The organism is Bradyrhizobium sp. MOS003 (assembly GCF_003020125.1).
Classification (GTDB): Bacteria; Pseudomonadota; Alphaproteobacteria; order Rhizobiales; family Xanthobacteraceae; genus Bradyrhizobium.
Window position 1 is genome coordinate 559,318 of record NZ_PYFW01000003.1, and the last position, 23,892, is coordinate 583,209.

The window sequence follows — 23,892 nt, forward strand, 5'->3', positions numbered from 1 at the left end:
ATGGACATGGCCCGCGAGCGCCGGACACGACGCCTCCCGCTTTTAAGCCGATATGGACTGGCTAGTCACCCTCAGAACGGCAGAGTGGATCATTCTTCAATGTCGGGCGGGGCTGGCGCGAGGCTTGGTCACTCGCCGTACCCGCACACTCCAACTTTCCAAGTACGCCGATCGAAAGAATAACGGCCTCCGGCTGCGTTGGGTTCCTTCGGCCCGAACAAAAAGGCCGCCGAAACCGGCGGCCTTTCCTTTCTTTCTGATGAGCCCGCTTACTCGGCGGCCTGCTTCTGCGGCGGGTCGAGCGCGCCGGATTTGTGGATGTCGGCGACCTGATGGTCGCTGAAGCCGAGCACCGAGCGCAGGATCTCGTCGGTGTGTTCGCCGAGCAGCGGGGAGCGCTCCACGTCGCTCGGGGAATCCGACAGCTTGATCGGGTTGCCGACCGAGAGGTACTTGCCGCGGGTGGGGTGGTCGACCTCGACCACCGTGCCGGTCGCGCGCAGCGACTGGTCCTCGGCAAGCTCCTTCATCGACAGGATCGGGCCGCAGGGGATGTCGTCCTTGTTGAGGATTTCCATCGCCTCGAACTTGGTCTTGGTCATCGTCCACTGCTCGATGCGGGCGAAGATCTCGTTGAGGCGCGGCAGGCGCGCGGCCGGCTTGGCGTAGTTCGGATCGGTCTTCCAGGTCGGCTCGCCGATCACGTCGCAGATCTTCTCCCAGACCGGGGCCTGGGTGATGAAGTAGATGTAGGCGTTGGGATCGGTCTCCCAGCCCTTGCACTTCAGGATGCGGCCGGGCTGGCCACCGCCGGAATCGTTGCCGGCGCGCGGCACGGCATCGCCGAACGGAATGCCTTCGCCGAACTGGCTGTATTCCTTCAAGGGGCCGTGAGCGAGGCGCTGCTGGTCGCGCAGCTTGACGCGGGCGAGGTTGAGCACGCCGTCCTGCATCGCGGCGGTGACGCGCTGGCCCTTGCCCGAATGCGTGCGCTGATAGAGCGCAGTGACGATGCCGAGCGCCAGATGCAGGCCGGTGCCGCTGTCGCCGATCTGCGCGCCGGTGACGAGCGGAAGGCCGTCGCGGAAGCCGGTGGTGGAGGCGGCGCCGCCGGTGCACTGCGCGACGTTCTCATAGACCTTGCAGTCTTCGTACGGTCCGGGGCCAAAGCCCTTGATCGAGGCGACGATCATCTTCGGGTTGATCTGCTGAATCTTCTCCCAGGGGAAACCCATGCGGTCGAGCACGCCGGGGCCGAAGTTTTCCACCAGCACGTCGCACTTCTTGATGAGCTCGGTGAGGACTTCCTTGCCCTTGGGGTTCTTGGTGTCGAGCGTGATCGAACGCTTGTTGTGGTTGAGCATGGTGAAATACAGGCTGTCCACGTTCGGGATGTCCTGCAGCTGGCCGCGGGTGATGTCACCCACGCCCGGACGTTCCACCTTGATCACGTCGGCGCCGAACCAGGCCAGCAGCTGCGTGCAGGTCGGACCGGACTGAACGTGGGTGAAGTCGAGAATGCGAACGCCCGTGAGCGCTTTGGTCATGCTGTTGCTCCTGTTACCACTCTGTTTCCGTCATGCCCGGGAAGGCGGGCATCCAGTATTCGTTGTCGTTTCGTTTGGGCTCAGTGCTCGCCACAATGGATGGTCCGGCGATTACTGGATTCCCCGCCTGCGCGGGAAATGACCCGGCGGTCGCTTACTTCTTCTTCTGCAAGACGCTCTGCGGATTGAGGTTGCCGATGCGGCCGCTCTCGGAACCCGCGGCCGGATCGATCACCGCGTTGATGAGCGTCGGCTTGCCGGACTTCATGGCCTCGTTGACGGCGCGCTTGAGCTCGTCGGGCGAGGTGGCGTTGACGCCGACGCCGCCGAAGGCTTCCATCATCTTGTCGTAGCGCGCGCCCTTGACGAACACGGTGGTCGCGGGATCCGCGTTGACGCTGTTGACGTCGGTGCCGCGATAGATGCCGTCATTGTTGAAGATGACGACGCAGATCGGCAAATTGTAGCGGCAGATGGTCTCGACCTCCATGCCGGAGAAGCCGAACGCCGAGTCGCCTTCCACCGCGAGCACGGGGTGACCGGTCTCGAGCGCTGCGGCGATCGCCTGGCCCATGCCGATGCCCATCACGCCCCAGGTTCCGACGTCGAGACGCTTGCGCGGCCGGTACATGTCGATCACGCCGCGGGCGAGGTCGAGCGTGTTGGCGCCCTCGTTGACGAGGATCGCCTCGGGATGATCCTTGATGACATTCTTCAAGACGCCGAGCGCGCCGTGATAGTCCATCGGCGATTTGTTGTTCATGAGCTTCGGCGCCATCTTGGCGACGTTCTCTTCGCGCTTGGACGAAATCGCCTTGGTCCATTCGGCGGGCGGGGCGGTCCAGCCCGAAGCCATTGCCTGGTTGAACGCGGACACGACCGAGCCGATGTCGCCGACCACGGGGGCGACGATCTCGACGTTGGAGTCCATTTCGCGCGGCTCGATGTCGACCTGGATGAACTTCTTGGGTGCTTCGCCCCAGTTCTTGCCCTTGCCGTGCGAGAGCAGCCAGTTCAGCCGCGCGCCGATCAGCAGCACGACGTCGGACTCTTTCAGCACCGTCGAGCGGGCAGCGCCAGCGCATTGCGGATGGGTGTCGGAGAGGAGGCCCTTGGCCATGCTCATCGGCAGGAAGGGGATGCCGCTCTTTTCGACGAAGGTCTTGATCTCCTCGTCGGCCTGGGCGTAGGCCGCGCCCTTGCCGAGGATGATGAGCGGGCGCTTGGCGCCCTTGAGCACGTCGAGCGCGCGCTTGATCGAAGCCGGCGAGGGGATCTGCGCAGGTGCTGCGTCGATCACCTTGACCAGCGACTTACGGCCGGCATCGGCGTTCATCACCTGGCCGAACAGTTTTGCCGGCAGGTCGAGATAGACGCCGCCCGGACGGCCCGAGACCGCGGCGCGGATGGCGCGGGCGAGACCGATGCCGATGTCCTGGGCGTGCAGCACGCGATAGGCCGCCTTGCACAGCGGCTTGGCAATCGCGAGCTGGTCCATCTCCTCGTAGTCGCCCTGCTGGAGGTCGACGATCTCGCGCTCGGACGAGCCCGAGATCAGGATCATCGGATAACAGTTGGTGGTGGCGTGGGCGAGCGCGGTGAGACCGTTTAGGAAGCCGGGCGCGGAGACGGTGAGGCAGATGCCGGGCTTCTTGGTGAGATAGCCGGCGATGCCCGCCGCATAACCGGCATTCTGCTCGTGGCGGAACGAGATCATGCGAATGCCGGCTGCCTGCGCCATGCGGCCCAAATCCGTGATCGGGATGCCCGGCACATTGTAGATGGTGGTGATGCCGTTCAGCTTGAGCGCGTCGATGACGAGATGGAAGCCATCCGTCAGGTCCTGCTCGGTGCCCGGTGCCTCGGACTTGGTCGCGGTGTTCAGCATGGGCCTTGTCTCCCTGGTCTCAATACTGGGGCGAGTTGTTCGCCCTTCTGGTGAACGTTGCTAGAAGAGTTCCTGGCCGTGCGCTTCGACGTAAGCGGCAAGGCCGAGGGTGTGATCGCGGGCGCGCTTTTCGGCGAGCTCGGTGTCGCGCGCCTCCAGCGCTTCGATCATGCCCATATGCTCGGGCAGCGAAGTCGCGGTGCGGTCCTTGCGTCCGATGGTCAGCTGGCGATAGCCGCGCACGTGCAGCAGGAGGTCGTTGGTGAGGTCGACCAGCACCGGAGATTCCGACAGGGAGATCAGCGCCTGGTGGAAGGCGATGTTGGCGCGTGAATATTCCTCGACGTGATCCTCGGGCAGGCGGTCCTTGCCGAAATCCTTGAAGTAGTCGCGCAGCGCCGTGATGTCCTTCTTGCGCGCGGTGGTGGTGATGAGGCGCGCGGCCATGCTCTCCAGCGCCGCCCAGGCGCGGATCATGTCGACGATCTCGCTCTTGGTCCGGCGCACCACCATGATGCCGCGGCGCGGCACGGTCTTCACGAAACCGTCCTGCTCGAGCATCGCGATGGCTTCGCGGATCGGGGTGCGGCTGACACCCAGGCGTTCGGACAGCGCGCGCTCGTCCAGCATCACCGGCTCGGGCGTCGAGTAGATGTCCATCTTGAGGATGGCTTCCTTCAAGGCGTCATACGCCTTGTTCTTGAAGCTCGACTCCGGGGCAATACGAACGATTGCGATATCTGCCTCGGCCATGTTCGGCAACGCCTTGGTTGGTTTCCGCAGTGACACGACGAATCTCCTCCAGTGGGAGTCGTCTTTTACAGGATTATTAACGGGAAAGTTTTTGGCATACCAAATGCCAGAATGTCAAGCTGGCTATTTTTTGCAGTATTCTAATAAGTGTCGCGGCTTGACAAGTTGGCTTCTGGCATACCAAATGCCATCGCCAGCCATTTTTGATCCAAGGCGGCGGAGTAATCTCGGCTTTGTGCCGCTCCGTTCCGCGACATGGAACAGAGCGCGGCGAATGGCAAGCATCATGGGCAGCCGCTATCCACGCGCGCGCTTTGAAAAGAACGAACTGAGGTCAAGGGAGAAGCCACATGTCCAATTCCAAAGATGCCGTCCGCAAGGTGCTTGACCAGGTCAAGGCGGACAACCGCACCAGCCTGACGGCCCCGGAAGGCAAGCTGGTCTGCGACGCCTACGGCATTCCGGTTCCCAAGGAGGGCGTGGCAAAGTCGGCCGGTGAGGCCGGCAAGATGGCTTCCTCGATGGGATTCCCGGTGGTGATGAAGATCGTCTCGCCGGACATTCTCCACAAGACCGAAGCCGGCGGCGTCATCGTCGGCCTCAAGACCGCCGAAGACGCCGAAAAGGCCTATGAGACCATTCTTTCCAACGCCAGGAAGTACAAGGCCGACGCCAAGATCGACGGCGTCCAGGTGCAGCAGATGCTGGCCGGCGGCACGGAAGTGATCGTCGGCTCGATCACCGACGGCTCGTTCGGTAAGCTGGTCGCCTTCGGCCTCGGCGGCGTGCTGGTCGAGGTGTTGAAGGACATTACCTTCCGCCTCGCGCCCGCGACCAAGGAAGATGCGCTCTCGATGCTCGACGGCATCCAGGCGCACGAGATCCTCAAGGGCGTGCGCGGCGGCGAGGCGGTCAACCGCAACGCGCTTGCCGATGTCATCGTCAAGGTCTCGCAACTCGTCACCGACTTCCCTGAAATCGTCGAGCTCGACCTCAATCCGGTGTTCGCGACGGCGAAGGGCGCAACAGCCGCCGACGTGCGCATCGTCGTCGACTTCGCCTATGTACCGAAGCCGAAGCCGCGCCCGACCGAAGAGATCGTTGCTGCCATGAGCCGCATCATGCAGCCGAAGGCGGTTGCTGTGGTCGGCGCTTCGGCCGAGGACGGCAAGATCGGAAACTCCGTGATGAAGAACCTCATCAACGGCGGCTACAAGGGCGACATCTATCCGATCCATCCCAAGGCGGCCGAGATCCTCGGCTACAAGGCCTACAAGAGCGTCAAGGACGTGCCGGGGGTGATCGACACGGCGGTGTTCGCGATCCCCGCGAAGTTCGTTGCCGGCGCGCTCGTCGAATGCGGCGAGAAGAAGATTCCTGGCGCGGTGCTGATCCCGTCGGGCTTCGCGGAGGCCGGCGCGCCGGAATTGCAGGCCGAGATCGTCGAAATCGGCCAGAAGTACAATGTCCGCCTGATGGGTCCGAACATCTACGGCTTCTACTACACGCCGGCCAATCTCTGCGCGACCTTCTGCACCGCTTACGACGTCAAGGGCCACGCGGCGCTGTCGTCGCAGTCGGGCGGCATCGGCATGGCCATCATCGGCTTCTCGCGCTCGGCCAAGATGGGCGTCTCGGCCATCGTCGGCCTCGGCAACAAGTCCGATATCGACGAGGACGATCTGCTCGCCTTCTTCGAGCAGGATCCGAACACCAATTTGATCGCGCAGCACTGCGAAGACCTCAAGGACGGCCGTGCCTTTGCGGAGGCGGCAAAGCGCGTCTCCAAGAAGAAGCCCGTCATCGTGCTCAAGGCCGGGCGTACCTCGGCCGGCGCCAAGGCGGCCTCGTCGCACACCGGCGCGCTCGCCGGTAACGACAAGATCTACGAGGACGTGCTGGCGCAGTCCGGCGTGATCCGGGCCCGCAGCCTGCGGCAATTGCTCGAATTCGCCCGTGGCGTGCCGGTGCTGCCGACGCCGAAGGGCGAGAACGTGCTGATCATCACCGGTGCCGGCGGTTCCGGCGTGCTGCTGTCGGATTCCTGCGTCGACAACGGCCTGTCGCTGATGTCGATGCCGGCGGATCTGGACGCGGCCTTCCGCAAGTTCATCCCGCCGTTCGGCGCGGCCGGAAATCCTGTGGACATCACCGGCGGCGAGCCGCCGATCACCTACGTCAACACGGTCAAGCTCGGCCTCTCCGACGAGCGCATCCATTCGCTGATCCTCGGCTATTGGCACACCATCGTCACGCCGCCGATGGTGTTCGCCCGCAACATGGTCGAGGTGAAGAAGGAGATGGAGGCCAAGGGCTTCGTGAAGCCGATCGTCGCCTCGCTCGCGGGCGACGTGGAGGTCGAGGAAGCCGCCGAATATCTCTACCAGAACGGCATCCCGGCCTACGCCTATTCGACCGAGCTTCCGGTCGAGGTGCTCGGCGCCAAGTACAAATGGGCGCGCGGGGCAGGGCTGCTCTGAGACGAAGACTTCACCTCTCCTCGCATCCGCCTTCGCCAAGGCTTCGGCGGGCAAGCGCGGGGAGAGGTAACAACTGTCAGGTCGCGATGAGCAAGAACGTGATCCGGCGCAAATCGCTCGAGCCTCGATCATCGGAGGCCGAAAACGACACGCGCGACGGCGGCGTGCAGTCCGTCGATCGCGCGCTGTCGATCCTGGCAACGCTGGCCGAGGATGACGAAGGTTATCGCCTCAGCGATCTCGCGGTGCGCACTGGCCTGTCGGCCTCCACCGTGCACCGCCTGCTGGCAACGCTGGAGAGCCGCCGCTTCGTGCAGCTCGACCGCACGCAGTCCAAATGGCATGTCGGCTCGCGCGCCTTCACGGTGGGCGCGAGCTTTGCGCGGCGGCGCAATTTTTCCGCGCAGGCGATTCCTTACTTGCGAAAGCTGCGCGATCTCACCCGCGAGACCGCCAATCTCGCCGTGGTCGACGATGAGTTCATCATCGTGCTGACCCGCATGGAAAGCCGCGAGATAATGCGTTCGCTGACCCTGGTCGGCGGCCGCGTTCCCATGGTGACGTCGGGCGTCGGCAAGGCCGTGCTCGCGACCTATTCCGACGAGGACGTCGGCGCCGTCATCCGCCATCACGGCATGCCCCGGCTGACTGAGAAGTCGATCGTGCGACCGAGTGACCTGTTCAAGGAGCTCGAAAAGATTCGCAAGCAGGGTTTTGCGCTCGACGACGAAGAAGCCTGCATGGGACTGCGCTGTGTCGCAGCGGTGGTCTACAACGACTGTGCCGATCCGCTCGCGGCGATTTCGGTCTCCGGCATGACCAGCCGGATGACCGATCAGAGGTTGCCGGAAATCGGCCAAATCGTCCGGGACGTCGCCGCCGAACTGACGGTCGCCCTCGGTGGGGCGATCCCGGCGCCCCGCTGACCACGCGCGTCGTCCAGGGGATGTCGCTGGACAGGCCCGGCCGTTTTGGTTGATATGCGACCAAACGACACAATGCGGCAAACGTCCGCATGAGCCTGGAGAGCGTCCTCATGTTCCATTTTTCCGCGCGCCTTGCCGGCGCAGCCATCGCGCTGACCCTTGCGGCGACGGCACCCGTTTTTGCCCAGCAGCTCGAGCTCAAGCTGATGGCGCCGGCGGCTCCCGGAGGGGGCTGGGACCAGACCGCGCGCTCCATGCAGCAGGCGCTGGTCGCCGCGGGCGTCGCGCGCAGCGTGCAGGTCGTCAACGTTCCCGGCGCGGGCGGCAGCGTCGGCATCGCGCAATTCGTCAACGGTGCCAAGGGCGACGGCAACCAGCTGATGGTCAACGGCTTCGTCATGGTCGGCGCGCTCGCCATGAACAAGTCGCCGGTGACGCTGGAGCAGGTGACGCCGATTGCACGCCTCACCGAGGAAATCCAGGTGATCGTGGTGCCCGCGAATTCGCCGATCAAGACCGCGCAGGATCTCGCCGCCGCGGTGAAGGCCGATATCGCCAAGGTCACCTTCGCCGGCGGCTCGGCCGGAGGCGTCGACCATGTGATGGCGGCGTTGTTCGCCGGCGCGGTCGGGGCCGACGCCAAGAAGATCAACTACATCCCGTTCTCCGGCGGCGGCGAATCGCTCGCGGCGATCCTCGGTGGCAAGGTCACCGCGGGCATTTCGGGGATGAGCGAATATGAAGGGCAGATCAAGTCCGGCAAGCTGCGCGCGATCGGCGTGACCTCGGAGAAGCGGATCGCGGGCAGCGACATCCCGACCTTCAAAGAGCAGGGCATCGACCTCGTGATCGCCAACTGGCGTTCGGTGGTGGCGCCTCCCGGCATCACGCCCGAGCAGAAGAAGACGCTGAGCGATGCGGTCGAGAAGATGGTGAAGTCGGACGCCTGGAAGGAAATCCTCAAGCAGAAGGGCTGGGAAGACGCCTATCTCGGCGGTGACGCCTTCGCCGACTTCCTGAAGAAGGAAACCGTGCGCGTCACCGACGTGCTGAAATCGGTCGGCCTGGTCAAATCATGACCCAAGATCACGCGTCTGGCGATCCCGCCCAGCCGCCGCGGCGCGTCGATCGCGCCGGCATCGTCATCGCGGCCCTGCTCGCAGGCCTTGCCGCGGTGCTGGTCGTCGACGCGCGCGGCCTGTCATCCACCACGATGTACGGGATGGGGCCGGAAGCGATGCCGGTCGTGATTGCCTGTGGCCTTGCACTGCTCGCGATCGGCAATTTCGTCGACGCGCTGCGCGGCAATCTGCCGGCGCGCGAGAGCGCCGATCCCGTGCCCGTAGTTCTGATCCTCATCGGCCTTGCGCTGCTGATCGCCATCATCGGCTTCGGCGGCGGCTTCATCCTGGCGACCTCGGCGCTGTTCGTGACGACGTCGGCAGCGTTCGGCCGCCGAGCCATTCTCGTCGACAGCATCATCGCCCTCGTGATGTCGATCCTGATCTATCTCGCGTTCGACCGGCTACTCACGCTCAGCCTTCCGACCGGCCCGCTGGAGCGACTGCTGTGATGGACACCTTTGCCGCGCTGGCCCACGGCATGGCGGTCGCCGTCCAGCCGATGAATCTGCTTTACGCGCTGATCGGTGTGTTCCTCGGCACGGCCGTGGGCGTGCTGCCCGGCATCGGCCCGGCGCTGACGGTCGCGCTGCTGTTGCCGGTAACCTACAAGCTCGACCCCGGCGGTTCGCTCATCATGTTCGCCGGCATCTATTATGGCGGCATGTATGGCGGCTCCACCACCGCGATCCTGATCAACACGCCCGGCGAGAGCGCCTCGATGGCGACCGCGCTCGAAGGCAACAAGATGGCCAAGGCCGGCCGCGGCGGGCCGGCGCTTGCGACCTCCGCGATCGGCTCCTTCGTCGCCGGCACCATCGCCACCATCGGGCTCGCCTTTCTCGCGCCGTGGCTGGTCGATTTCGCCGTGCGCTTCGGCCCCGAAGATTATTTCGCGCTGATGTGCGTCGCCTTCGTCACGGTCTCGGCGACCTTCGGCGATTCCCCGATCCGCGGCCTGACCAGCCTGTTCATCGGCCTGACGTTGGGCCTCGTCGGCATCGACAAGCTCACGGGACAGGCGCGGCTGGCGTTCGGCGTTCCTGAACTGCTCGACGGCGTCGAGGTGACGACGCTTGCGGTCGGCCTGTTCGCGGTGGGCGAGGCGCTCTACGTCGCCTCGCGCCGCCACCACAGCGAGGAAAAGCTCGAGCCGGTGCGCGGCTCGCTGTGGATGACCAAGGAAGACTGGAAGCGGTCGTGGAAGCCGTGGCTGCGCGGCACGATGTTCGGCTTCCCGATCGGCGCGTTGCCGGCGGGTGGCGCGGAGATCCCGACCTTCCTCTCATATTCGTGCGAGAAACGACTTACCAAGTACCCGGAAGAATTCGGCAAGGGTGCGATCGAGGGCGTCGCCGGACCGGAAGCCGCGAACAATGCCTCTGCCGCCGGCACGCTGGTGCCCTTGCTCACGCTCGGGCTGCCGACCTCGGCGACCGCCGCGATGATGCTGGCGGGCTTCCAGCAATACGGCCTCAACCCGGGACCGCTGCTGTTCGCCGAGCGGCCCGACCTCGTGTGGGGCCTGATCGCGAGCCTGTTCATCGCCAATTGCATGCTGCTGGTGCTCAATCTTCCGCTCGTTGGCCTGTGGGTGCGGCTGCTGGCAATCCCGCAGCCATGGCTCTACGCCGGCATCCTCGTGTTCGCGACCATGGGCACCATCGCCGCCAAGCCGTCGGTGGTCGAACTGTCGATGCTGGCAGGCTTCGGCGTGCTTGGTTTCCTTATGCGTCGGTTCGACTTTCCGATTGCGCCCGTCGTCGTCGGCCTGATCCTCGGCCCGATCGCCGAGAGCCAGTTGCGCAGAGCACTCGCCATCAGCCTCGGCGATCCCATGACGCTGCTTCAGAGCCCGATCTCGGCGACGCTGCTGGCGCTGGCACTGATCGCGCTGCTGGCGCCCTTCGTGTTGAAGGGGCTCGGACGGTTCAAGGCGACTGAGGATTAGTCATCCAGGCGCACGCATTTTTCGATGCTGCGTTCATCTCGTGGGGAAACGTCATGCCGTCAGAACTTCGTTCGCCCCGTCTCGCCGTCCTGATCGACGCCGACAATGCGTCGGCGAAAATCGCCGATGGATTGTTCGAGGAGATCGCCAAGATCGGCGAGGCCAGCGTTCGCCGCATCTACGGCGATTTCTCCAATGCCAGGTCCAGGGGATGGGCCGACATCCTGTCGAAGCACGCCATCATCCCGCAGCAGCAGTTCGCCTATACGACCGGAAAGAATGCGTCCGACATCACCCTGGTCATCGACGCCATGGACCTGCTTCACAGCGGCCGGTTCGACGGCTTCTGCCTGGTGTCATCCGACAGCGACTTTACCCGTCTGGCCGCCCGCATCCGCGAGCAGGGCATCGACGTCTTCGGGTTTGGCGAGCAGAAGACGCCGGAAAGCTTCCGGCAGGCTTGCCGCAGGTTCGTCTACACGGAGAACCTGCTTTCCGTCCCGGCAAACACCCAGGAGGCCGCCTCGAGATCGGCGTCGCTGCAACCGCTTGATGCGGCGACCCCCATCATCAAGAAAGTCATTACCCAGATGGAGAGCGAGGACGGCTGGGTGACGCTCGGGGAGGTCGGCCGCCAGCTGGCCAATCTCGCTTCCGATTTCGATCCGAGAACGTTCGGCTTCCGCAAGTTGAGCGACCTCGTGCGCAAGACGAATTCCTTCGAGATCGACGAGCAGAATGGCAGGTCGATGCGGATCCGGGTCAAGCCCGCTGCCGCACCAGCCCCGCGACGGCGGAACTCGCGCAGGCCTGCGAGGTCGGGGACGCCAGGCGGTTCGCCGCCAAAAGCGTAAGCAGGACCTGCCGTTATATTTGCGCTTGCCCGGTCTTGCGCAGGGCGTAACCATCGCGTGGTCATAACGCCATGCGAGGGTTCCGATGACCAAACTCACCCGCTTCGCCGTCGCACCGCTGCATGCGATGACCCGGCGTCTGGCCGATGTCGCTTCCGCGCGTCTCGCGCCGGATCTCGTCATCGGCGGCGCGAGGGTGCTCTCGACCTATTCGGAGCGCATACATGCGGACCGCGAGGTCTGGATCACCGGCGGCCGTATCGCTGCGGTGAAGCCGGCCGGAACGGCAAAGAAGGTCTGGAGTGATGTCGCGACCTACGACGCGGCACGCGGAATCATCGCGCCGGGCCTGGTCGATCCGCACATCCACATCGAATCCTCGATGGTGACGGCCTGCGCCTATGCGGAGGCGGCACTGCTCAACGGAACCACGACGATCTTCTGCGACAGCCACGAGATCGGCAACGTCATGGACGTCGCCGGCGTCGAGGCGATGCTGGAGGACGCGCGCGAGGCGCCGCTTTCGATCTTTTTGACGGTGCCGAGCACGGTGCCGGCAACGTCGGCCGAGTTGGAAACGGCCGGCGGCGATCTCACGCCGGACAAGATCGCCGGCCTGTTCGACCGTTGGCCCGAAGCCGTGGGGCTCGGTGAGAAGATGGATTTCGTCCCGGTCACGATGGGTGACGAGCGCAGCCACGCCATCCTTGCGGCTGCCTTGAAGCGCGGTCGTCCCGTGTCCGGCCATGTTTACGGCCGCGACTTCGTCGCGGCCTATGCGGCCAGCGGCGTCACCGACACCCATGAGGCGATCGACCGTGACATCGCCGACGACCTGCTCGATGCCGGCGTCTGGGTGTTCCTGCGCGGCGGTCCGCCGACGACACCCTGGCACTCGCTGCCGCAGGCGATCCGCACCATCACCGAGCTCGGCGCCTCACACAAGCGTACGGCCGTGTGCACCGACGATCGCGATGCCGACGACCTGCTGATGTTCGGCCTCGATTGGGTGGTGCGGGAGGCGGTGAAGGCGGGCATGTCGCCGGAGCAGGCCTGGTCGATGGGCTCGCTGCATGGCGCCACACGCTTCGGCATGGATGGCGATATCGGCGGACTCGGCGGCGGCCGCCGCGCCGATCTCGTGCTGATGGACGATCAGCTCAAGCCGCACTGCACCTGGTATGGCGGCGAACTCGTGGTCGAGCACGGCAAGATCACTGATCGCCTCGATCAGGCGCTGTCGCAGCGCTATCAATATCCGAAGGCTGCTTATGCGACGGTGAAGCTACCGAAGGCGATGAAGCTGACGCCGGAGCTGCCGGCAAAGGCCTGCACCGTCAACGCGATCAAGACCGCGCTGCCGGGTATCACGCTGATCCACGAGAAGGTAGCGATCGAGGCCGCCAAGGATTGGCCGTCCTTGTTTGCGCGCTACGGCCTCTGCTTCGTTACGGTCGTCGAGCGCCACGGCAAATCCGCCGGCAATGTTGCCTATGGCCTCCTCAAGGACTTTGGCCTGAAGCGCGGCGCGGTTGCCTCCAGCGTCGGTCACGACAGTCACAACATCATCGTCGCCGGCACCAATGAAAGCGACATGCAAGTCGCGGTCGCCGCCATCAAGGACCAGCAGGGCGGCGTCTGCGTCGTCGCCGACGGCAAGGTGAGGGCGCTGGTTCCGCTGCCGATCGCGGGTCTGCTCTCCGACAAGCGCGTCACGGAGGTCGCCGAAGAAGTGAGGGCGCTGAAGAAGGAATGGGCTGAGGCCGGCTGCACCATCCCCTACATGGGCTTCAATTTGATTCCCCTATCGGTCATTCCGGAAATTCGCATCACCGACAAAGGTCTCGTGCTGGTGCCGCAGATGGAGCTGGCGCCGCTGTACGAGTGAGGCGCTTTCACGCATTTCTTCATCTAACCGATTGAGGCTGCCGCAATTTTTCTGCGGTTGCCGCATCGTGGAAAATAAAATCGCTCTCGTTGAGATCGCATCTTGCACGCCCGATGATCCCGCTCGCTGACGCAACTCGAGCGAGGTCCAATATGGCGAAGATGCGAGCTATCGATGCTGCCGTGCGAATTCTGGAGAAGGAAGGCATCTCCACCGCCTTCGGGGTTCCCGGGGCCGCGATCAACCCGCTTTACTCGGCGCTGAAGAAACGCGGCTCGATCCGGCACATCCTGGCGCGGCATGTTGAGGGCGCCTCGCACATGGCGGAGGGCTATACGCGCGCCAAGGCCGGCAATATCGGGGTCTGCATCGGCACCTCGGGGCCGGCGGGCACCGACATGATCACCGGGCTTTATTCCGCGATCGCCGATTCCATTCCGATCCTCTGCATCACCGGGCAGGCGCCGCGGGCGCGGCTCTACAAGGAAGATTTTCAGGCCGTCGACATCGAGTCGATCGCAAAGCCCGTGACGAAATGGGCCGTCACCGTGCGCGAGCCGGCGCTGGTGCCGCGCGTGTTCAGCCAGGCCTTTCACGTCATGCGCTCGGGCCGGCCGGGGCCGGTGCTGATCGACATGCCGCTCGACGTACAGCTCGCCGAAATCGAGTTCGACGACGAGACCTATGAGCCGCTGCCCGTCTACAAGCCCGCTGCCACGCGAAAACAGGTCGAGAAGGCATTGGAGATGCTCAACGCGGCCGAACGGCCGTTGATCGTCGCGGGCGGCGGCATCATCAACGCCGACGCTTCGGATCTGCTGGTCGAATTCGCCGAGATCGCGAATGTCCCGGTCGTGCCGACGCTGATGGGGTGGGGCGCGATCCCCGACGATCATGTGCTGATGGCCGGCATGGTCGGCCTTCAGACCAGCCACCGCTATGGCAATGCCACCATGCTCGAATCCGACTTCGTGCTCGGCATCGGCAACCGCTGGGCCAACCGCCACACCGGCTCGGTCGAGACCTACACCAAGGACCGCACCTTCGTGCATGTCGACATCGAGCCGACCCAGATCGGGCGCGTGTTCAATCCCGATCTCGGCATCGTCTCGGACGCCAAGGCCGCACTCGAGCTGTTCGTCACCGTCGCCAGGGAGTGGCGTCGGTCCGGCAGGCTCCGCGAGCGCCAGGCATGGCCCGCGTCATGCCGCGATCGCAAGACGACCATGCTGCGCAAGAGCCATTTCGACAACGTCCCGATCAAGCCGCAGCGCGTCTACGAGGAAATGACCAGGGCCTTTGGTCGCGACACCTGCTACGTCACCGTGATCGGCCTGTCGCAGATCGCCGGCGCGCAGTTTTTGGGCGTCTACAAGCCGCGCAACTGGATCAATGCCGGGCAGGCTGGGCCGCTCGGCTGGACGCTGCCAGCCGCGCTCGGCGTGCGTGCGGCGTGCCCGAATCGCGACATCGTCGCGCTCTCCGGCGACTACGATTTCCAGTTCCTGATCGAGGAGCTCGCGGTCGGCGCGCAGTTCAACCTGCCCTATATCCACGTCGTCGTGAACAATTCCTATCTCGGCCTGATCCGCCAGGCTCAGCGCGGCTTCGACATGGACTATCACGTCCAGCTCTCGTTCGAGAACGTCAATGCGCCGGAGCTCAATGGATACGGCGTCGACCATGTCGCGGTCGCCGAAGGCCTCGGCTGCAAGGCGATCCGCGTCACCGACCCCAAGGACGCGCAAGCCGCGTTCGCGACTGCGCGGGAATTGATGACCAAGCATCGTGTGCCGGTCGTCGTCGAGTTCATCCTCGAACGCGTCACCAACATCGCGATGGGCACCGAGATCGACAACATCGTCGAATTCGAAGAGGTGCTGGATCTGCCACTCGATGAGGTCGGCACCACCCGCGTGCTGCAGCCGGCGGAATAGGGGAGAAGCATCATGCCGAAATTCGCGGCCAACCTCACCATGCTCTTCAACGAGATGCCATTCCTCGACCGTTTCGCAGCGGCGAAGGCAGCAGGCTTCTCCGGGGTCGAATATCTCTTCCCCTATGATTTCGACAAGGCGCAGCTGCGCGAGCAGCTCGAAGCTCACGGGCTGACGCAGGTGCTGCACAATCTGCCGGCAGGCAATTGGGCCGGCGGCGAGCGCGGCATCGCGATCCTGCCTGATCGCGCCGCTGAATTTCGCGACGGTGTGTTCCGCGCCATCGACTACGCCAGGGCGATCGACTGCGAGCAGCTCAACTGCCTCGTGGGTATCGCGCCCGTCGATGCTGATCCGCGCGAGCTTCAGGAGACGCTGGTGGGGAATCTGCGCTTTGCGGCCTCGACGCTGGCGCGCGAAAACATCAAGCTGCTGGTGGAGCCGATCAACACGCTCGACATTCCCGGCTTCTTCCTCAACGGCACCGAGCAGGCAGTGCAGTTGATCTCGGAAGTGCGGTCGAACAATCTGTTCATCCAGTACGACATCTATCACATGCAGATCATGGAGGGCGATCTCGCCCGCACCATGCAGGAGTATCTGTCGCAAATCGCCCACGTCCAGCTCGCTGACAATCCCGGCCGCAACGAGCCGGGCACAGGCGAGATCAACTATCCCTTCCTGTTCCGCCACCTCGACGCGATCGGTTATCGCGGCTGGATCGGCTGCGAATACAGGCCTCGCACCACGACGCTGGAGGGGCTTTCGTGGCACGCCGCGCAGACGTTCGAGACCTGAGGAAAATTAGACATGCTCGATATCGGCTTCATCGGACTTGGCACCATGGGACGGCCGATGGCCGGCCATCTTCTGGCCGCGGGCCATCGCGTGCTCCTGCACGACGTTGCGCCGGTCGCGCCTGATCTGATTGCCGCGGGTGGCATCGCCTGCAAGTCGGCCAAGCAGGTCGCGGAAGAGGCCGATGTGGTCATCATCATGGTGCCGGATACGCCGCATGTCGAAGCGGTGCTGTTCGGCAAGGATGGCGTTGCGAACGGCATCTCGAAAGGCAAGATCGTCGTCGACATGAGCTCGATCTCGCCGCTGGCGACGAAGGAGTTCGCCAGGAAGATCGAGGCGCTGGGGGCCGACTATCTCGACGCGCCGGTGTCTGGCGGGGAGGTCGGCGCCAAGGCGGCGAGCCTCACCATCATGGTCGGCGGGCCGGAGCGGGCGTTCAACACCATGAAGCCGGTCTTCGACAAGATGGGCAAGAACGTCACCCGCGTCGGCGCCAATGGCGACGGGCAGACCACGAAGGTCGCCAACCAGATCATCGTCGCTCTGACGATCGAAGCGGTGAGCGAGGCGCTGCTGTTCGCCTCCAAGGCCGGTGCGAACCCGGCGCTGGTGCGGCAGGCGCTCATGGGCGGCTTTGCCTCCTCGCGCATCCTCGAAGTGCATGGCGAGCGCATGGTGAAGCGCAATTTCGATCCGGGCTTCCGCATCGAGCTGCATCAGAAGGATCTCAATCTGGCGCTCGAAGGCGCGCGCACGCTCGGCCTGTCGTTGCCGAGCACGGCGGTGGCGCAGCAATTGTTCTCGGCCTGCACCGCGCATGGCGGCAAGGGCTGGGATCATTCCGCGATGGTACGGGCCCTGGAACTGATGGCGGGCCACGAGATCGCGGCAGCCTGAACTGTTACGCCGGAACAGTCTTCAGTTTTGAGGCGTCTTTGAACGCGGGAACCGGAACAATGCTCCCGCGTCGCGGTTGAAGGCGCACAACAATCACTGGAGGCTTTCGATGAAGACCCGTCTTGCGATTTCGTTGGTTGCCGCGTCGCTTCTGGCGTCGAGTGCAGCCTTTGCCCAGTCGACGACCGAACAGGGCGCCAGGGACGGCGCACGTGCGGGTGGCGACATCGGCGGACCGATCGGTGCGATGGTCGGCGGCACCGTTGGTGCGGCCGTCGGTGCCGGCCTGGAAATTCCTAACGCAATTCTGGGCGGGATCCCGCGGAGTGACTCTGTGGTGGTCGAGGAGCGCGTCGTGGTTGGTGAGCCGCTGCCGCCGACCGTGGTGCTCCGCCCCGTCCCGAATTACACCGAGTATCGCTATGCGGTGGTGAACGATCGCCGCGTGATCGTCGAGCCGCGCACGCGTCGCGTGGTCAAGATCATCGACTGATCGACGCCGACCCTCGGCGAGAAGAGCAAAAGGGCCCTGCGGAGTTCTACTCCGCGGGGCCTTCGCTTGCTGCAGAGGCGCTTTGGCGAAAGCGGGTCATCGCCCAATCGGTGACCGCCGCGAGCGCAAAGCCGGCGCTGGCGGTGAGTGCGTCGACCAGAAAATCCTCCAGCCGGGCGTGGCGTCCGGGTGCCCAAAATTGCATCAGCTCGAGCACGCCAATCAGGACGACCGCGGCCCCCGCGCACAGAACGCGCCGCTGCGGATAGGCCAGGCCGAAAGCCAGTCCTACCAGGATGAAGGCGAGCGCATGCTCGCCGTCCTGGCCGAGGTCGGAGTGTGGCCGCAGGCCGGGGGGACCGAGGGTGGCGAAAGTCACGGCGGCGGCGAGGAACCAGGCAAAGGAACGTATCAAAATGGACATCCGGTTCGCTTAGCACGGATCGGCAGCGGACCGGTACCGTCCTTCCATCAGATCGGCGTGTAGTTAATGACGAAAAATTAAAGCGGCTCGCGCACGCCAAGCCCTTGCATGAAGCGTTCCCGGATCTGCACGGGATCGCGCCTTGTGGCGCCGACGCCGGGCTTGTCGTCGATGCGGACCGCGATCAGGCTCGGCGCGGTGGCGGACATTGCCGCCTCGACCAGGCGCTCGAAATCCTCCTCGTCCGCGGCCCATGCGCTCCTCGCAAGGCCGGAGCCTGCCGCGATGGCTACGATGTCCGCGACGCTGGCCGCGGGCGTCGGCTGTGCCCCGGTAATCTGGTAGATGCCGTTGTCCATCACGATCATGATCAGGTTCTTCGGCTTCAACGTCGCGATCGTCGAGAGCGCGCCGAGCTGCATCAACAGCGAGCCGTCGCCTTCGAGCGCGAAGACGCGGCGGTCGGGCTGCGCCAGCGCGACGCCGAGCGCGATCGGGAAGGCGAGGCCCATGCTGCCCAACATGTAGAAATTCTGCGGGCGGTGGCCGGCGGCCCAGAGGTCGAAATTGGTGTTGCCGATGCCGCCGATCACGGCCTCCTCGTGCTTGAGCTTGCCGATCAGGCGCGAGGTCACGTCGAAGCGGTTCATCACCTTCGTGTTGCGATTGTCCATGGCTCGCCTCACTTGTCGAAGACCTTGCCGCCGGTGAGCAGCGGGTTGAGGATCAGCGCTACCGGCGCCTGCGTGGTGACGGCCTGCTTGATCGAGCGGTCGGCGATGAATTCGAGCTCGTCGAGCCGGGTGATGGTGTGATGCTCCAGCGCCAGCGAATCCAGCACCGGCCGCATGGTGCGGCAGACCAGCGACTGGCCGTAGTTGAACTCGCCGAGCGTCCCGCGCTCGGACACGAACATGATCAGCGGGATCTGGTAGGGCACCGCGAGCGAGGCGAGCACGTTGGCGAGCGTGGCAAAACCGGAGGTCTGCATCAGCACCGCACCGCGCCGGCCGCCCATCCAGGCGCCGGAGACGATGCCGACGGCTTCCTCCTCGCGCGCGGTGGCGAAGGTGGTGAAGAACGGATCGGCGTGCAGGTTCTTGATCAGCGGTGTCAGCACGCGGTCGGGCACGTAAGGGACGAGGCTGATCTCATTCCGCTTCAGGGTCTGCAGGACGATGTCGTGCCAGCTGCTGTCGCCCGCCGCCGGCGTCGCCTGCCGTTCCGCAACCGCCATCGCGTCCTCCCTTGGCTTATTTTCTCGAGCCGCGCATGCTTCTTGGTTCTGGCCGTCGCGGCGATCCGAACTTGACGGAGCGGGTGGGATTGTCAACATGTCCGGGCCGGCACCGTGATCTGCGCCAGACGGCCTGCCGAGGCCGGCACCGCCGTGCAATAAGCGGCGACAATGAGAAAACGGGAGGGGGCACGGACGGGCGCGCATGGCGCTGACCTTGCGGATCTCCATCGATAGCCGGAAGGGTCCTGATGTCCGTCAACAGCAAGCGCGTTTTCTACGTCAAATATTTGGCCAATCCGATCTATATCGACATCCTGAAGGCGCGGCCTGACGTCCGGCTCGATCGCATCGAGAACGAAAGCCCCGAGGACTTCTACGCGCCGATCATGAGCGCGGCGCATGTCTACCAGATCGGCGCCGCCCGGGACGAACTCGCCCCGCATTTCCATGTCGATGCCGCCTTGCTGAAACGCACGCCGAACCTGCTGCTGGTCTCCAGCAATGGCGCGGGCTTCGACCCCGTCGATGTCGAGGCCTGCACCGACGCGGGCGTGCTGGTCGTCAACCAGTCCGGCGGCAATGCCCATTCGGTTGCCGAGCACGCGCTGGCGATGATGCTGACGCTGTCCAAGCGCATCATCCAGTCCGATCGCAAGCTTCGCCGGGAAGCCAACGTCAACCGCAACGATCTGGTCGGAAACGAGGTCGAACACAAGACCGTCGGCATCATCGGCCTCGGCAATGTCGGCCGCCGCATCGCCGCGCTGTGCAAGGGCCTGCTCGGCATGAAGGTGCTGGCCTACGACCCGTATTTGTCGGCCGAAGTGATGGCCGAGCGCGGCGGCGAGAAGGTCGAACTCGACGAGCTGTTGCGCCGTGCCGATTTCGTCTCGATCTCCTGCCCGCTCGACAAGGGCAGCCGCAACATGATCAGCACGCGCGAGTTTGGGCTGATGCAGCCGCATGCGTATTTCATCACCACGGCGCGCGGCTTCATCCACGACGAGGATGCGCTGCTCCAGGCGCTGCGCGACAAGCGTATCGCGGGTGCTGGCCTCGACGTCTGGTCCAAGGAACCGCCGCCGCCCGAGCACCCGCTGCTCCAGTTCGACAACGTGCTGGCGAGCCCCCATACCGCAGGTGTGACCATCGAGGCGCGCCAGAACATGGGCCGCATCGCCGCCGAGCAGGTCCTGGACACGCTCGACGGCAAGCGCCCGCCGCGCATCATCAATCCCGAGGTCTGGCCGCGCTATGCGGAGCGCTTCAAGCAGGCGTTCGGCGTGATGCCGGGGTAACAGCCAGATTGTCATTCCGGGGATAACGGCGCGGCGAGGAATGGCCCGACCTTGATCCGCATCAAAATCTCCTGTCCCGGTCCGGCTTAAATGGGATTAGAATGCCGCCGGGGGGCGCAGGAGGTCCCATGTCTATCTATGTCGTCAGGTTCATGAAGAACGTGCTCGGCGAGTACGGCCGGCAGAGCGAGGTTTGCCAGGGTACGCTGGAAATCGACGCCGCCGATGAGAACGAGGCCAGGGAGCGGGCTAAGGCTAGGTTCTGCAAGGACCAGGCGCTGCATCACTGGTCCCTGCATGCCGACCGCATCCATGTGAAACCGGCTGATTTTCCGTCGTGAGGCCTATTGCTTGAGCATGATATTTCGGAAAACCACTGCACTTTTCCGGATCATGCTCTAGCGGCCCGGCGCCGTCACCGGTGGAGGCGCCGTCGACCCGGCACCGAGCGATCGCTGCACCATGACGGTGTCGGACCAGCGGCCATGGCGATAGGCCACGCCGCTGAGCAGGCCGGCGCGCGCGAAGCCGAACCGCTCGTGCAGCGCCAGTGAGGGCACGTTGTCGGCATCGATATAGCCGATCATCTGGCGGAAGCCGGCAGCCGCACAAGCATCGATCAATTCCTGCAACAGCAGCCGTCCGACCCCACGGCCGAGCTGTTCGTGGTGGACGTAGATCGAATGCTTGGCCGTGTAACGATAAGCCGGACGCTTGCGGAACAGCACCGCATAGGCATAGCCGACCACTCCGCCGCGTAAGGTTGCGACCAGATGCGGCAGGCGGCTCTGCTTGAGGTTCTTGCGCCGGTCGCGCAGATCGTCCGGCTCGGGCGCGCCGGCTCCCTCGACCTCGCGCGCCACGCCATTGCGGACGTGATGGCGGTAGATCGCCAGCATCGCCTCGACATCGCTCTCGCGCGACGGCCGGACCCAAACCTGTTCGTCGCTTGCGCGCGCAAACGTTTCGTTCATCGGCACCTACTCGGCAACGACGTAAGTATAGAGCCCGATGCGCCCCTGGGCATCGATCTCCTTGTAGACGCCCTGGATTTCCACATCGAAGCCCGGGAAATTGTTGAAGCAGGCTTCGAACATCTTGAGATAATCGACCATGGGCTTCGCCCGTTCCGTCAGCCGCTCGCCGGGCACGATGGTGGCGATGCCGGGGGGATAGACCACAAAGGGTGTGGTCGCGATGCGGCCCGCGATCGCCTCGATCGGGAGGTAGTCGACATCGTTCTTGAACAGATAGCGGGCGGCATCGCGCGGCGACATCGCAATCTCCGGCATGTGCTCCGGCATGAACTGTCGCGCCTGGAGCGTGCTGACATCGGCCGCGCGGAAGAAGCGGTGCATCTCGCCGCAGAGATCGCGCAAGCGTACGCCGGCATATCGCGCCTGCCGCCGCTGGTAGAACTCCGGAATGGCGTCGGCCAGCAACGCGTTGTCGTCGTGGAGCCTCTTGAACGCGACGAGGCCGGAGATCAGCGTGCCGGCCTTGCTGGCTTCGACGCCGGGCGTGAGCAGGAAGAGCAGGGAGTTGAGGTCGTTCTTCTCCGGCACGATGCGGTTCTCGCGCAGATATTGCGCGACGACCGGTGCGGGAATGCCGTGCTCGGCATAGGCGCCGGTGGTGCGGTCGAATCCGGGTGTCAGCAGGGTCAGCTTGTTCGGATCAGTCATGGCAAAACCTTCCGTGAGGTCGGGAAAGCCATGCCAGTTCGTATCGGGCGAGAGCTGCCACAGCGCGGCATTGGTGGCGAGTTCATCGGTGGAGAGGGTTTCCCAGGCAACGTTGTGCGCGGCACCGGGGCGGCCGACATCGGGAATGGCGACGCGGTCGGGAACGAAGGGTTCGAAGAACCAGCGCCGGTCCGGGTTCTGCTCCTTCTCCTCAAACTCCCGGCGCATCGCGCGGATCTTCTTGCGAAGCTCGATGCCGAGGCGGATCGTGTCGTCCCACAGCACCTCGCCGGAGCGGCCCTTCATCATCTGGGCGCCGACGTCGAGCGAGGCGAACAGCGGATAGAACGGTGATGTGGAGGCGTGCTGCATGAAGCTTTCGTTGAAGCGGCGGTGCTCGACGCGCCGCTTCTGGCCGCGGATATGGCGGTCCTTGATGTGGATCTGGGAGGCCTGCGAAAAGCTCGCAAGCTGTTTGTGGGTCGACTGCGTCGCGATGATGCCCGGTGCTTCCGGGGGAAGGTTCGTCAGCCCCATGGCGAAACGCCCGGCATAGAGCGGATGGAATTTCATGAATCCTGCCCAGGCCTCGTCGAACAGGATGTATTCGCAGAGATGGCCGATGCGCTTCAGGATCATCTCGGCGCTGTGGATCGTCCCGTCATAGGTGCACTGCTCAACGACGGCGACGCGGAACGGCCGCTCCTTGCGCCAGGCCTCCTTGTCCGTGACCAGCGGATGATTGCGGATCGCTTCGCGCAGCGCTTTCTCGTCGAGCACGTCCCATCGCATAGGACCGATCAGGCCCCAGGAATTGCGAATGGTCGGCACGTAGACCGGAACGCCGCCGTTGATCATCAGGGCGCCGTGATGGGCGGCCTTGTGATTGTTGCGGTCGAACAGCACGAGGTCGCCGTCGGTGACGAGGGCGCCGAGCGCGACCTTGTTCGAGGTCGAGGTGCCGTTGAGCACGAAATAGGTCTTCTCTGCGCCGAAGATCGCTGCTGCTTCCTTCTGTGCTTTCAGCGCAGGGCCCTCATGGGTGAGGAGGTCGCCGAGATCGAGCACGGAATTGTCGAGGTCGTCGCGGAACACGGATTCGCCGAGATGCTCGACGAAGACCCGGCCGATCGGGCTGCGGTTGTAGAACACGCCGCCATTGTGGCCCGGGCAGGTCCAGAGCTGGTTTCCCTCTTCGGCATAGTCGACGAGGGCGCCGAAGAACGGCGTCTTCAGCGTCTCGGCGTACTGCTTGAGCCGGCTGATCAGATTCTTGGCGATGAAGGGCGGGGTTTCCTCGGAGAGGAAGACATAGCCGTCGATGAAGTCGAGCACCTCGACCGGCAGGTCCTCGAAGCGCTTGCGCCGGATCAGGAGGATGATCGGGAAATCGAGGCCGCGGCGCCGCATCAGATTGATCAGGGCCGACGTCTTGCCTTCCAATCCCTTCTTGCCCCAGTCCACCACCATGCAGCCGATTGCGGCATCGGTCTGCACTGCCATCTCGGCATCTTCCAGCTTGCGGGCCCGGACCACCTCGAAACCGGAGCGCTGGATCTCCTCGATGATCTGGTTGAAACGAATGCCCTCAAGGTCATCGGTATCGAACGCGGGTGCGGCGAACAGGAAGTTGAAGCGCTTGAAATAGTCCATGGTCTGTCCCGAATGTGCAGAAGATACAGCTCTGTGCACATTCGATGACACCTGGA

The 23,892-nt window shown here is 64.3% G+C and carries 21 protein-coding genes; 13 read left to right on the forward strand and 8 right to left on the reverse strand.

Features of this window, described 5'->3' with window-relative positions; translation table 11 throughout:
- Window positions 1–269: 269 nt before the first annotated feature.
- The 3 genes from frc to C7G42_RS17470 form a co-directional block, all read right to left on the reverse strand.
- Window positions 270–1,547, reverse strand: a complete 1,278-nt coding sequence (gene frc / locus C7G42_RS17460; protein ID WP_106950175.1) for a formyl-CoA transferase — start codon at window positions 1,545–1,547, stop codon at window positions 270–272.
- Window positions 1,548–1,701: 154 nt separating this feature from the next.
- Window positions 1,702–3,435, reverse strand: a complete 1,734-nt coding sequence (gene oxc, locus C7G42_RS17465; RefSeq protein WP_106950176.1) for an oxalyl-CoA decarboxylase — start codon at window positions 3,433–3,435, stop codon at window positions 1,702–1,704.
- A 60-nt stretch (window positions 3,436–3,495) separates the two neighbouring features.
- Window positions 3,496–4,188 carry a GntR family transcriptional regulator gene (locus C7G42_RS17470; protein ID WP_199580991.1) on the reverse strand — a complete coding sequence of 231 codons (693 nt, stop codon included), beginning with the start codon at window positions 4,186–4,188 and terminating at the stop codon, window positions 3,496–3,498.
- 350 nt (window positions 4,189–4,538) lie between these two features.
- On the opposite strand from C7G42_RS17470, the gene C7G42_RS17475 reads away from it, so the two are divergent.
- The 11 genes from C7G42_RS17475 to C7G42_RS17525 all read left to right on the forward strand — a co-directional run bounded on the left by C7G42_RS17475 (window position 4,539) and on the right by C7G42_RS17525 (window position 17,536).
- Entirely contained in the window at window positions 4,539–6,668 is a 2,130-nt protein-coding gene (locus tag C7G42_RS17475; protein WP_106950178.1) for an acetate--CoA ligase family protein, read from the forward strand.
- 86 nt (window positions 6,669–6,754) lie between these two features.
- Complete coding sequence (locus C7G42_RS17480; protein WP_106950179.1) at window positions 6,755–7,594, forward strand: IclR family transcriptional regulator; 840 nt, start codon at window positions 6,755–6,757, stop codon at window positions 7,592–7,594.
- Window positions 7,595–7,704: 110 nt separating this feature from the next.
- On the forward strand, window positions 7,705–8,673 hold the full coding sequence (locus C7G42_RS17485) for a Bug family tripartite tricarboxylate transporter substrate binding protein (protein ID WP_106950463.1): 969 nt from the start codon (window positions 7,705–7,707) through the stop codon (window positions 8,671–8,673).
- A complete protein-coding gene (locus C7G42_RS17490) occupies window positions 8,670–9,167 on the forward strand; it encodes a tripartite tricarboxylate transporter TctB family protein (protein ID WP_106950180.1) in 498 nt (165 codons plus the stop codon). Before C7G42_RS17485 ends, C7G42_RS17490 begins: the two co-directional genes overlap by 4 nt.
- Window positions 9,167–10,666 (forward strand): tripartite tricarboxylate transporter permease, encoded by a 1,500-nt coding sequence (locus C7G42_RS17495; protein ID WP_106950181.1) that lies wholly within the window; start codon window positions 9,167–9,169, stop codon window positions 10,664–10,666. Before C7G42_RS17490 ends, C7G42_RS17495 begins: the two co-directional genes overlap by 1 nt.
- Before the next feature lie 53 nt (window positions 10,667–10,719).
- Window positions 10,720–11,520, forward strand: a complete 801-nt coding sequence (locus C7G42_RS17500; RefSeq protein WP_106950182.1) for an NYN domain-containing protein — start codon at window positions 10,720–10,722, stop codon at window positions 11,518–11,520.
- 85 nt (window positions 11,521–11,605) lie between these two features.
- The gene (locus C7G42_RS17505; protein ID WP_106950183.1) at window positions 11,606–13,408 is read left to right on the forward strand and encodes an adenine deaminase; all 1,803 of its coding nucleotides are present in this window, start codon (window positions 11,606–11,608) and stop codon (window positions 13,406–13,408) included.
- Window positions 13,409–13,560: 152 nt separating this feature from the next.
- A complete protein-coding gene (gene gcl / locus C7G42_RS17510; protein WP_106950184.1) occupies window positions 13,561–15,345 on the forward strand; it encodes a glyoxylate carboligase in 1,785 nt (594 codons plus the stop codon).
- Window positions 15,346–15,357: 12 nt separating this feature from the next.
- A complete protein-coding gene (gene hyi, locus C7G42_RS17515; protein WP_106950185.1) occupies window positions 15,358–16,143 on the forward strand; it encodes a hydroxypyruvate isomerase in 786 nt (261 codons plus the stop codon).
- 12 nt (window positions 16,144–16,155) lie between these two features.
- Window positions 16,156–17,043, forward strand: coding sequence for a 2-hydroxy-3-oxopropionate reductase (locus C7G42_RS17520; RefSeq protein ID WP_106950186.1), 888 nt, complete (start codon window positions 16,156–16,158; stop codon window positions 17,041–17,043).
- A 109-nt stretch (window positions 17,044–17,152) separates the two neighbouring features.
- Entirely contained in the window at window positions 17,153–17,536 is a 384-nt protein-coding gene (locus C7G42_RS17525; protein ID WP_106950464.1) for a DUF1236 domain-containing protein, read from the forward strand.
- 46 nt (window positions 17,537–17,582) lie between these two features.
- Here the strand turns inward: C7G42_RS17525 and C7G42_RS17530 are convergent, their stop codons facing one another.
- The 3 genes from C7G42_RS17530 to C7G42_RS17540 form a co-directional block, all read right to left on the reverse strand.
- On the reverse strand, window positions 17,583–17,960 hold the full coding sequence (locus C7G42_RS17530; protein ID WP_106950187.1) for a VanZ family protein: 378 nt from the start codon (window positions 17,958–17,960) through the stop codon (window positions 17,583–17,585).
- Between the two features lie 77 nt (window positions 17,961–18,037).
- Window positions 18,038–18,634, reverse strand: a complete 597-nt coding sequence (locus tag C7G42_RS17535; RefSeq protein ID WP_199580959.1) for a thiamine pyrophosphate-dependent enzyme — start codon at window positions 18,632–18,634, stop codon at window positions 18,038–18,040.
- An 8-nt stretch (window positions 18,635–18,642) separates the two neighbouring features.
- On the reverse strand, window positions 18,643–19,197 hold the full coding sequence (locus C7G42_RS17540; RefSeq protein WP_106950189.1) for a thiamine pyrophosphate-binding protein: 555 nt from the start codon (window positions 19,195–19,197) through the stop codon (window positions 18,643–18,645).
- A 251-nt stretch (window positions 19,198–19,448) separates the two neighbouring features.
- Here C7G42_RS17540 and C7G42_RS17545 point away from each other — a divergent pair, with 251 nt between their 5' ends.
- Both C7G42_RS17545 and C7G42_RS17550 read left to right on the forward strand, forming a co-directional pair.
- On the forward strand, window positions 19,449–20,498 hold the full coding sequence (locus C7G42_RS17545; RefSeq protein WP_106950190.1) for a hydroxyacid dehydrogenase: 1,050 nt from the start codon (window positions 19,449–19,451) through the stop codon (window positions 20,496–20,498).
- Window positions 20,499–20,626: 128 nt separating this feature from the next.
- Window positions 20,627–20,839: a hypothetical protein gene (locus tag C7G42_RS17550; protein ID WP_106950191.1), complete on the forward strand. Its 213-nt coding sequence runs from the start codon at window positions 20,627–20,629 to the stop codon at window positions 20,837–20,839.
- Window positions 20,840–20,896: 57 nt separating this feature from the next.
- Here C7G42_RS17550 and C7G42_RS17555 read toward each other — a convergent pair whose 3' ends face one another.
- Both C7G42_RS17555 and C7G42_RS17560 read right to left on the reverse strand, forming a co-directional pair.
- Window positions 20,897–21,472: a GNAT family N-acetyltransferase gene (locus C7G42_RS17555; RefSeq protein ID WP_199580960.1), complete on the reverse strand. Its 576-nt coding sequence runs from the start codon at window positions 21,470–21,472 to the stop codon at window positions 20,897–20,899.
- A gap of 6 nt (window positions 21,473–21,478) precedes the next feature.
- On the reverse strand, window positions 21,479–23,836 hold the full coding sequence (locus C7G42_RS17560) for an Orn/Lys/Arg family decarboxylase (RefSeq protein ID WP_106950193.1): 2,358 nt from the start codon (window positions 23,834–23,836) through the stop codon (window positions 21,479–21,481).
- Window positions 23,837–23,892 lie beyond the last annotated feature (56 nt).

Coding starts and splice junctions, on each gene's coding strand:
- frc (WP_106950175.1), bottom strand. CDS start 1,547: ATGACCAAAGCGCTCACGGGCGTTCGCATTCTCGACTTCACCCACGTT.
- oxc (WP_106950176.1), bottom strand. CDS start 3,435: ATGCTGAACACCGCGACCAAGTCCGAGGCACCGGGCACCGAGCAGGAC.
- C7G42_RS17470 (WP_199580991.1), bottom strand. CDS start 4,188: ATGGCCGAGGCAGATATCGCAATCGTTCGTATTGCCCCGGAGTCGAGC.
- C7G42_RS17475 (WP_106950178.1), top strand. CDS start 4,539: ATGTCCAATTCCAAAGATGCCGTCCGCAAGGTGCTTGACCAGGTCAAG.
- C7G42_RS17480 (WP_106950179.1), top strand. CDS start 6,755: ATGAGCAAGAACGTGATCCGGCGCAAATCGCTCGAGCCTCGATCATCG.
- C7G42_RS17485 (WP_106950463.1), top strand. CDS start 7,705: ATGTTCCATTTTTCCGCGCGCCTTGCCGGCGCAGCCATCGCGCTGACC.
- C7G42_RS17490 (WP_106950180.1), top strand. CDS start 8,670: ATGACCCAAGATCACGCGTCTGGCGATCCCGCCCAGCCGCCGCGGCGC.
- C7G42_RS17495 (WP_106950181.1), top strand. CDS start 9,167: ATGGACACCTTTGCCGCGCTGGCCCACGGCATGGCGGTCGCCGTCCAG.
- C7G42_RS17500 (WP_106950182.1), top strand. CDS start 10,720: ATGCCGTCAGAACTTCGTTCGCCCCGTCTCGCCGTCCTGATCGACGCC.
- C7G42_RS17505 (WP_106950183.1), top strand. CDS start 11,606: ATGACCAAACTCACCCGCTTCGCCGTCGCACCGCTGCATGCGATGACC.
- gcl (WP_106950184.1), top strand. CDS start 13,561: ATGGCGAAGATGCGAGCTATCGATGCTGCCGTGCGAATTCTGGAGAAG.
- hyi (WP_106950185.1), top strand. CDS start 15,358: ATGCCGAAATTCGCGGCCAACCTCACCATGCTCTTCAACGAGATGCCA.
- C7G42_RS17520 (WP_106950186.1), top strand. CDS start 16,156: ATGCTCGATATCGGCTTCATCGGACTTGGCACCATGGGACGGCCGATG.
- C7G42_RS17525 (WP_106950464.1), top strand. CDS start 17,153: ATGAAGACCCGTCTTGCGATTTCGTTGGTTGCCGCGTCGCTTCTGGCG.
- C7G42_RS17530 (WP_106950187.1), bottom strand. CDS start 17,960: ATGTCCATTTTGATACGTTCCTTTGCCTGGTTCCTCGCCGCCGCCGTG.
- C7G42_RS17535 (WP_199580959.1), bottom strand. CDS start 18,634: ATGGACAATCGCAACACGAAGGTGATGAACCGCTTCGACGTGACCTCG.
- C7G42_RS17540 (WP_106950189.1), bottom strand. CDS start 19,197: ATGGCGGTTGCGGAACGGCAGGCGACGCCGGCGGCGGGCGACAGCAGC.
- C7G42_RS17545 (WP_106950190.1), top strand. CDS start 19,449: ATGTCCGTCAACAGCAAGCGCGTTTTCTACGTCAAATATTTGGCCAAT.
- C7G42_RS17550 (WP_106950191.1), top strand. CDS start 20,627: ATGTCTATCTATGTCGTCAGGTTCATGAAGAACGTGCTCGGCGAGTAC.
- C7G42_RS17555 (WP_199580960.1), bottom strand. CDS start 21,472: ATGAACGAAACGTTTGCGCGCGCAAGCGACGAACAGGTTTGGGTCCGG.
- C7G42_RS17560 (WP_106950193.1), bottom strand. CDS start 23,836: ATGGACTATTTCAAGCGCTTCAACTTCCTGTTCGCCGCACCCGCGTTC.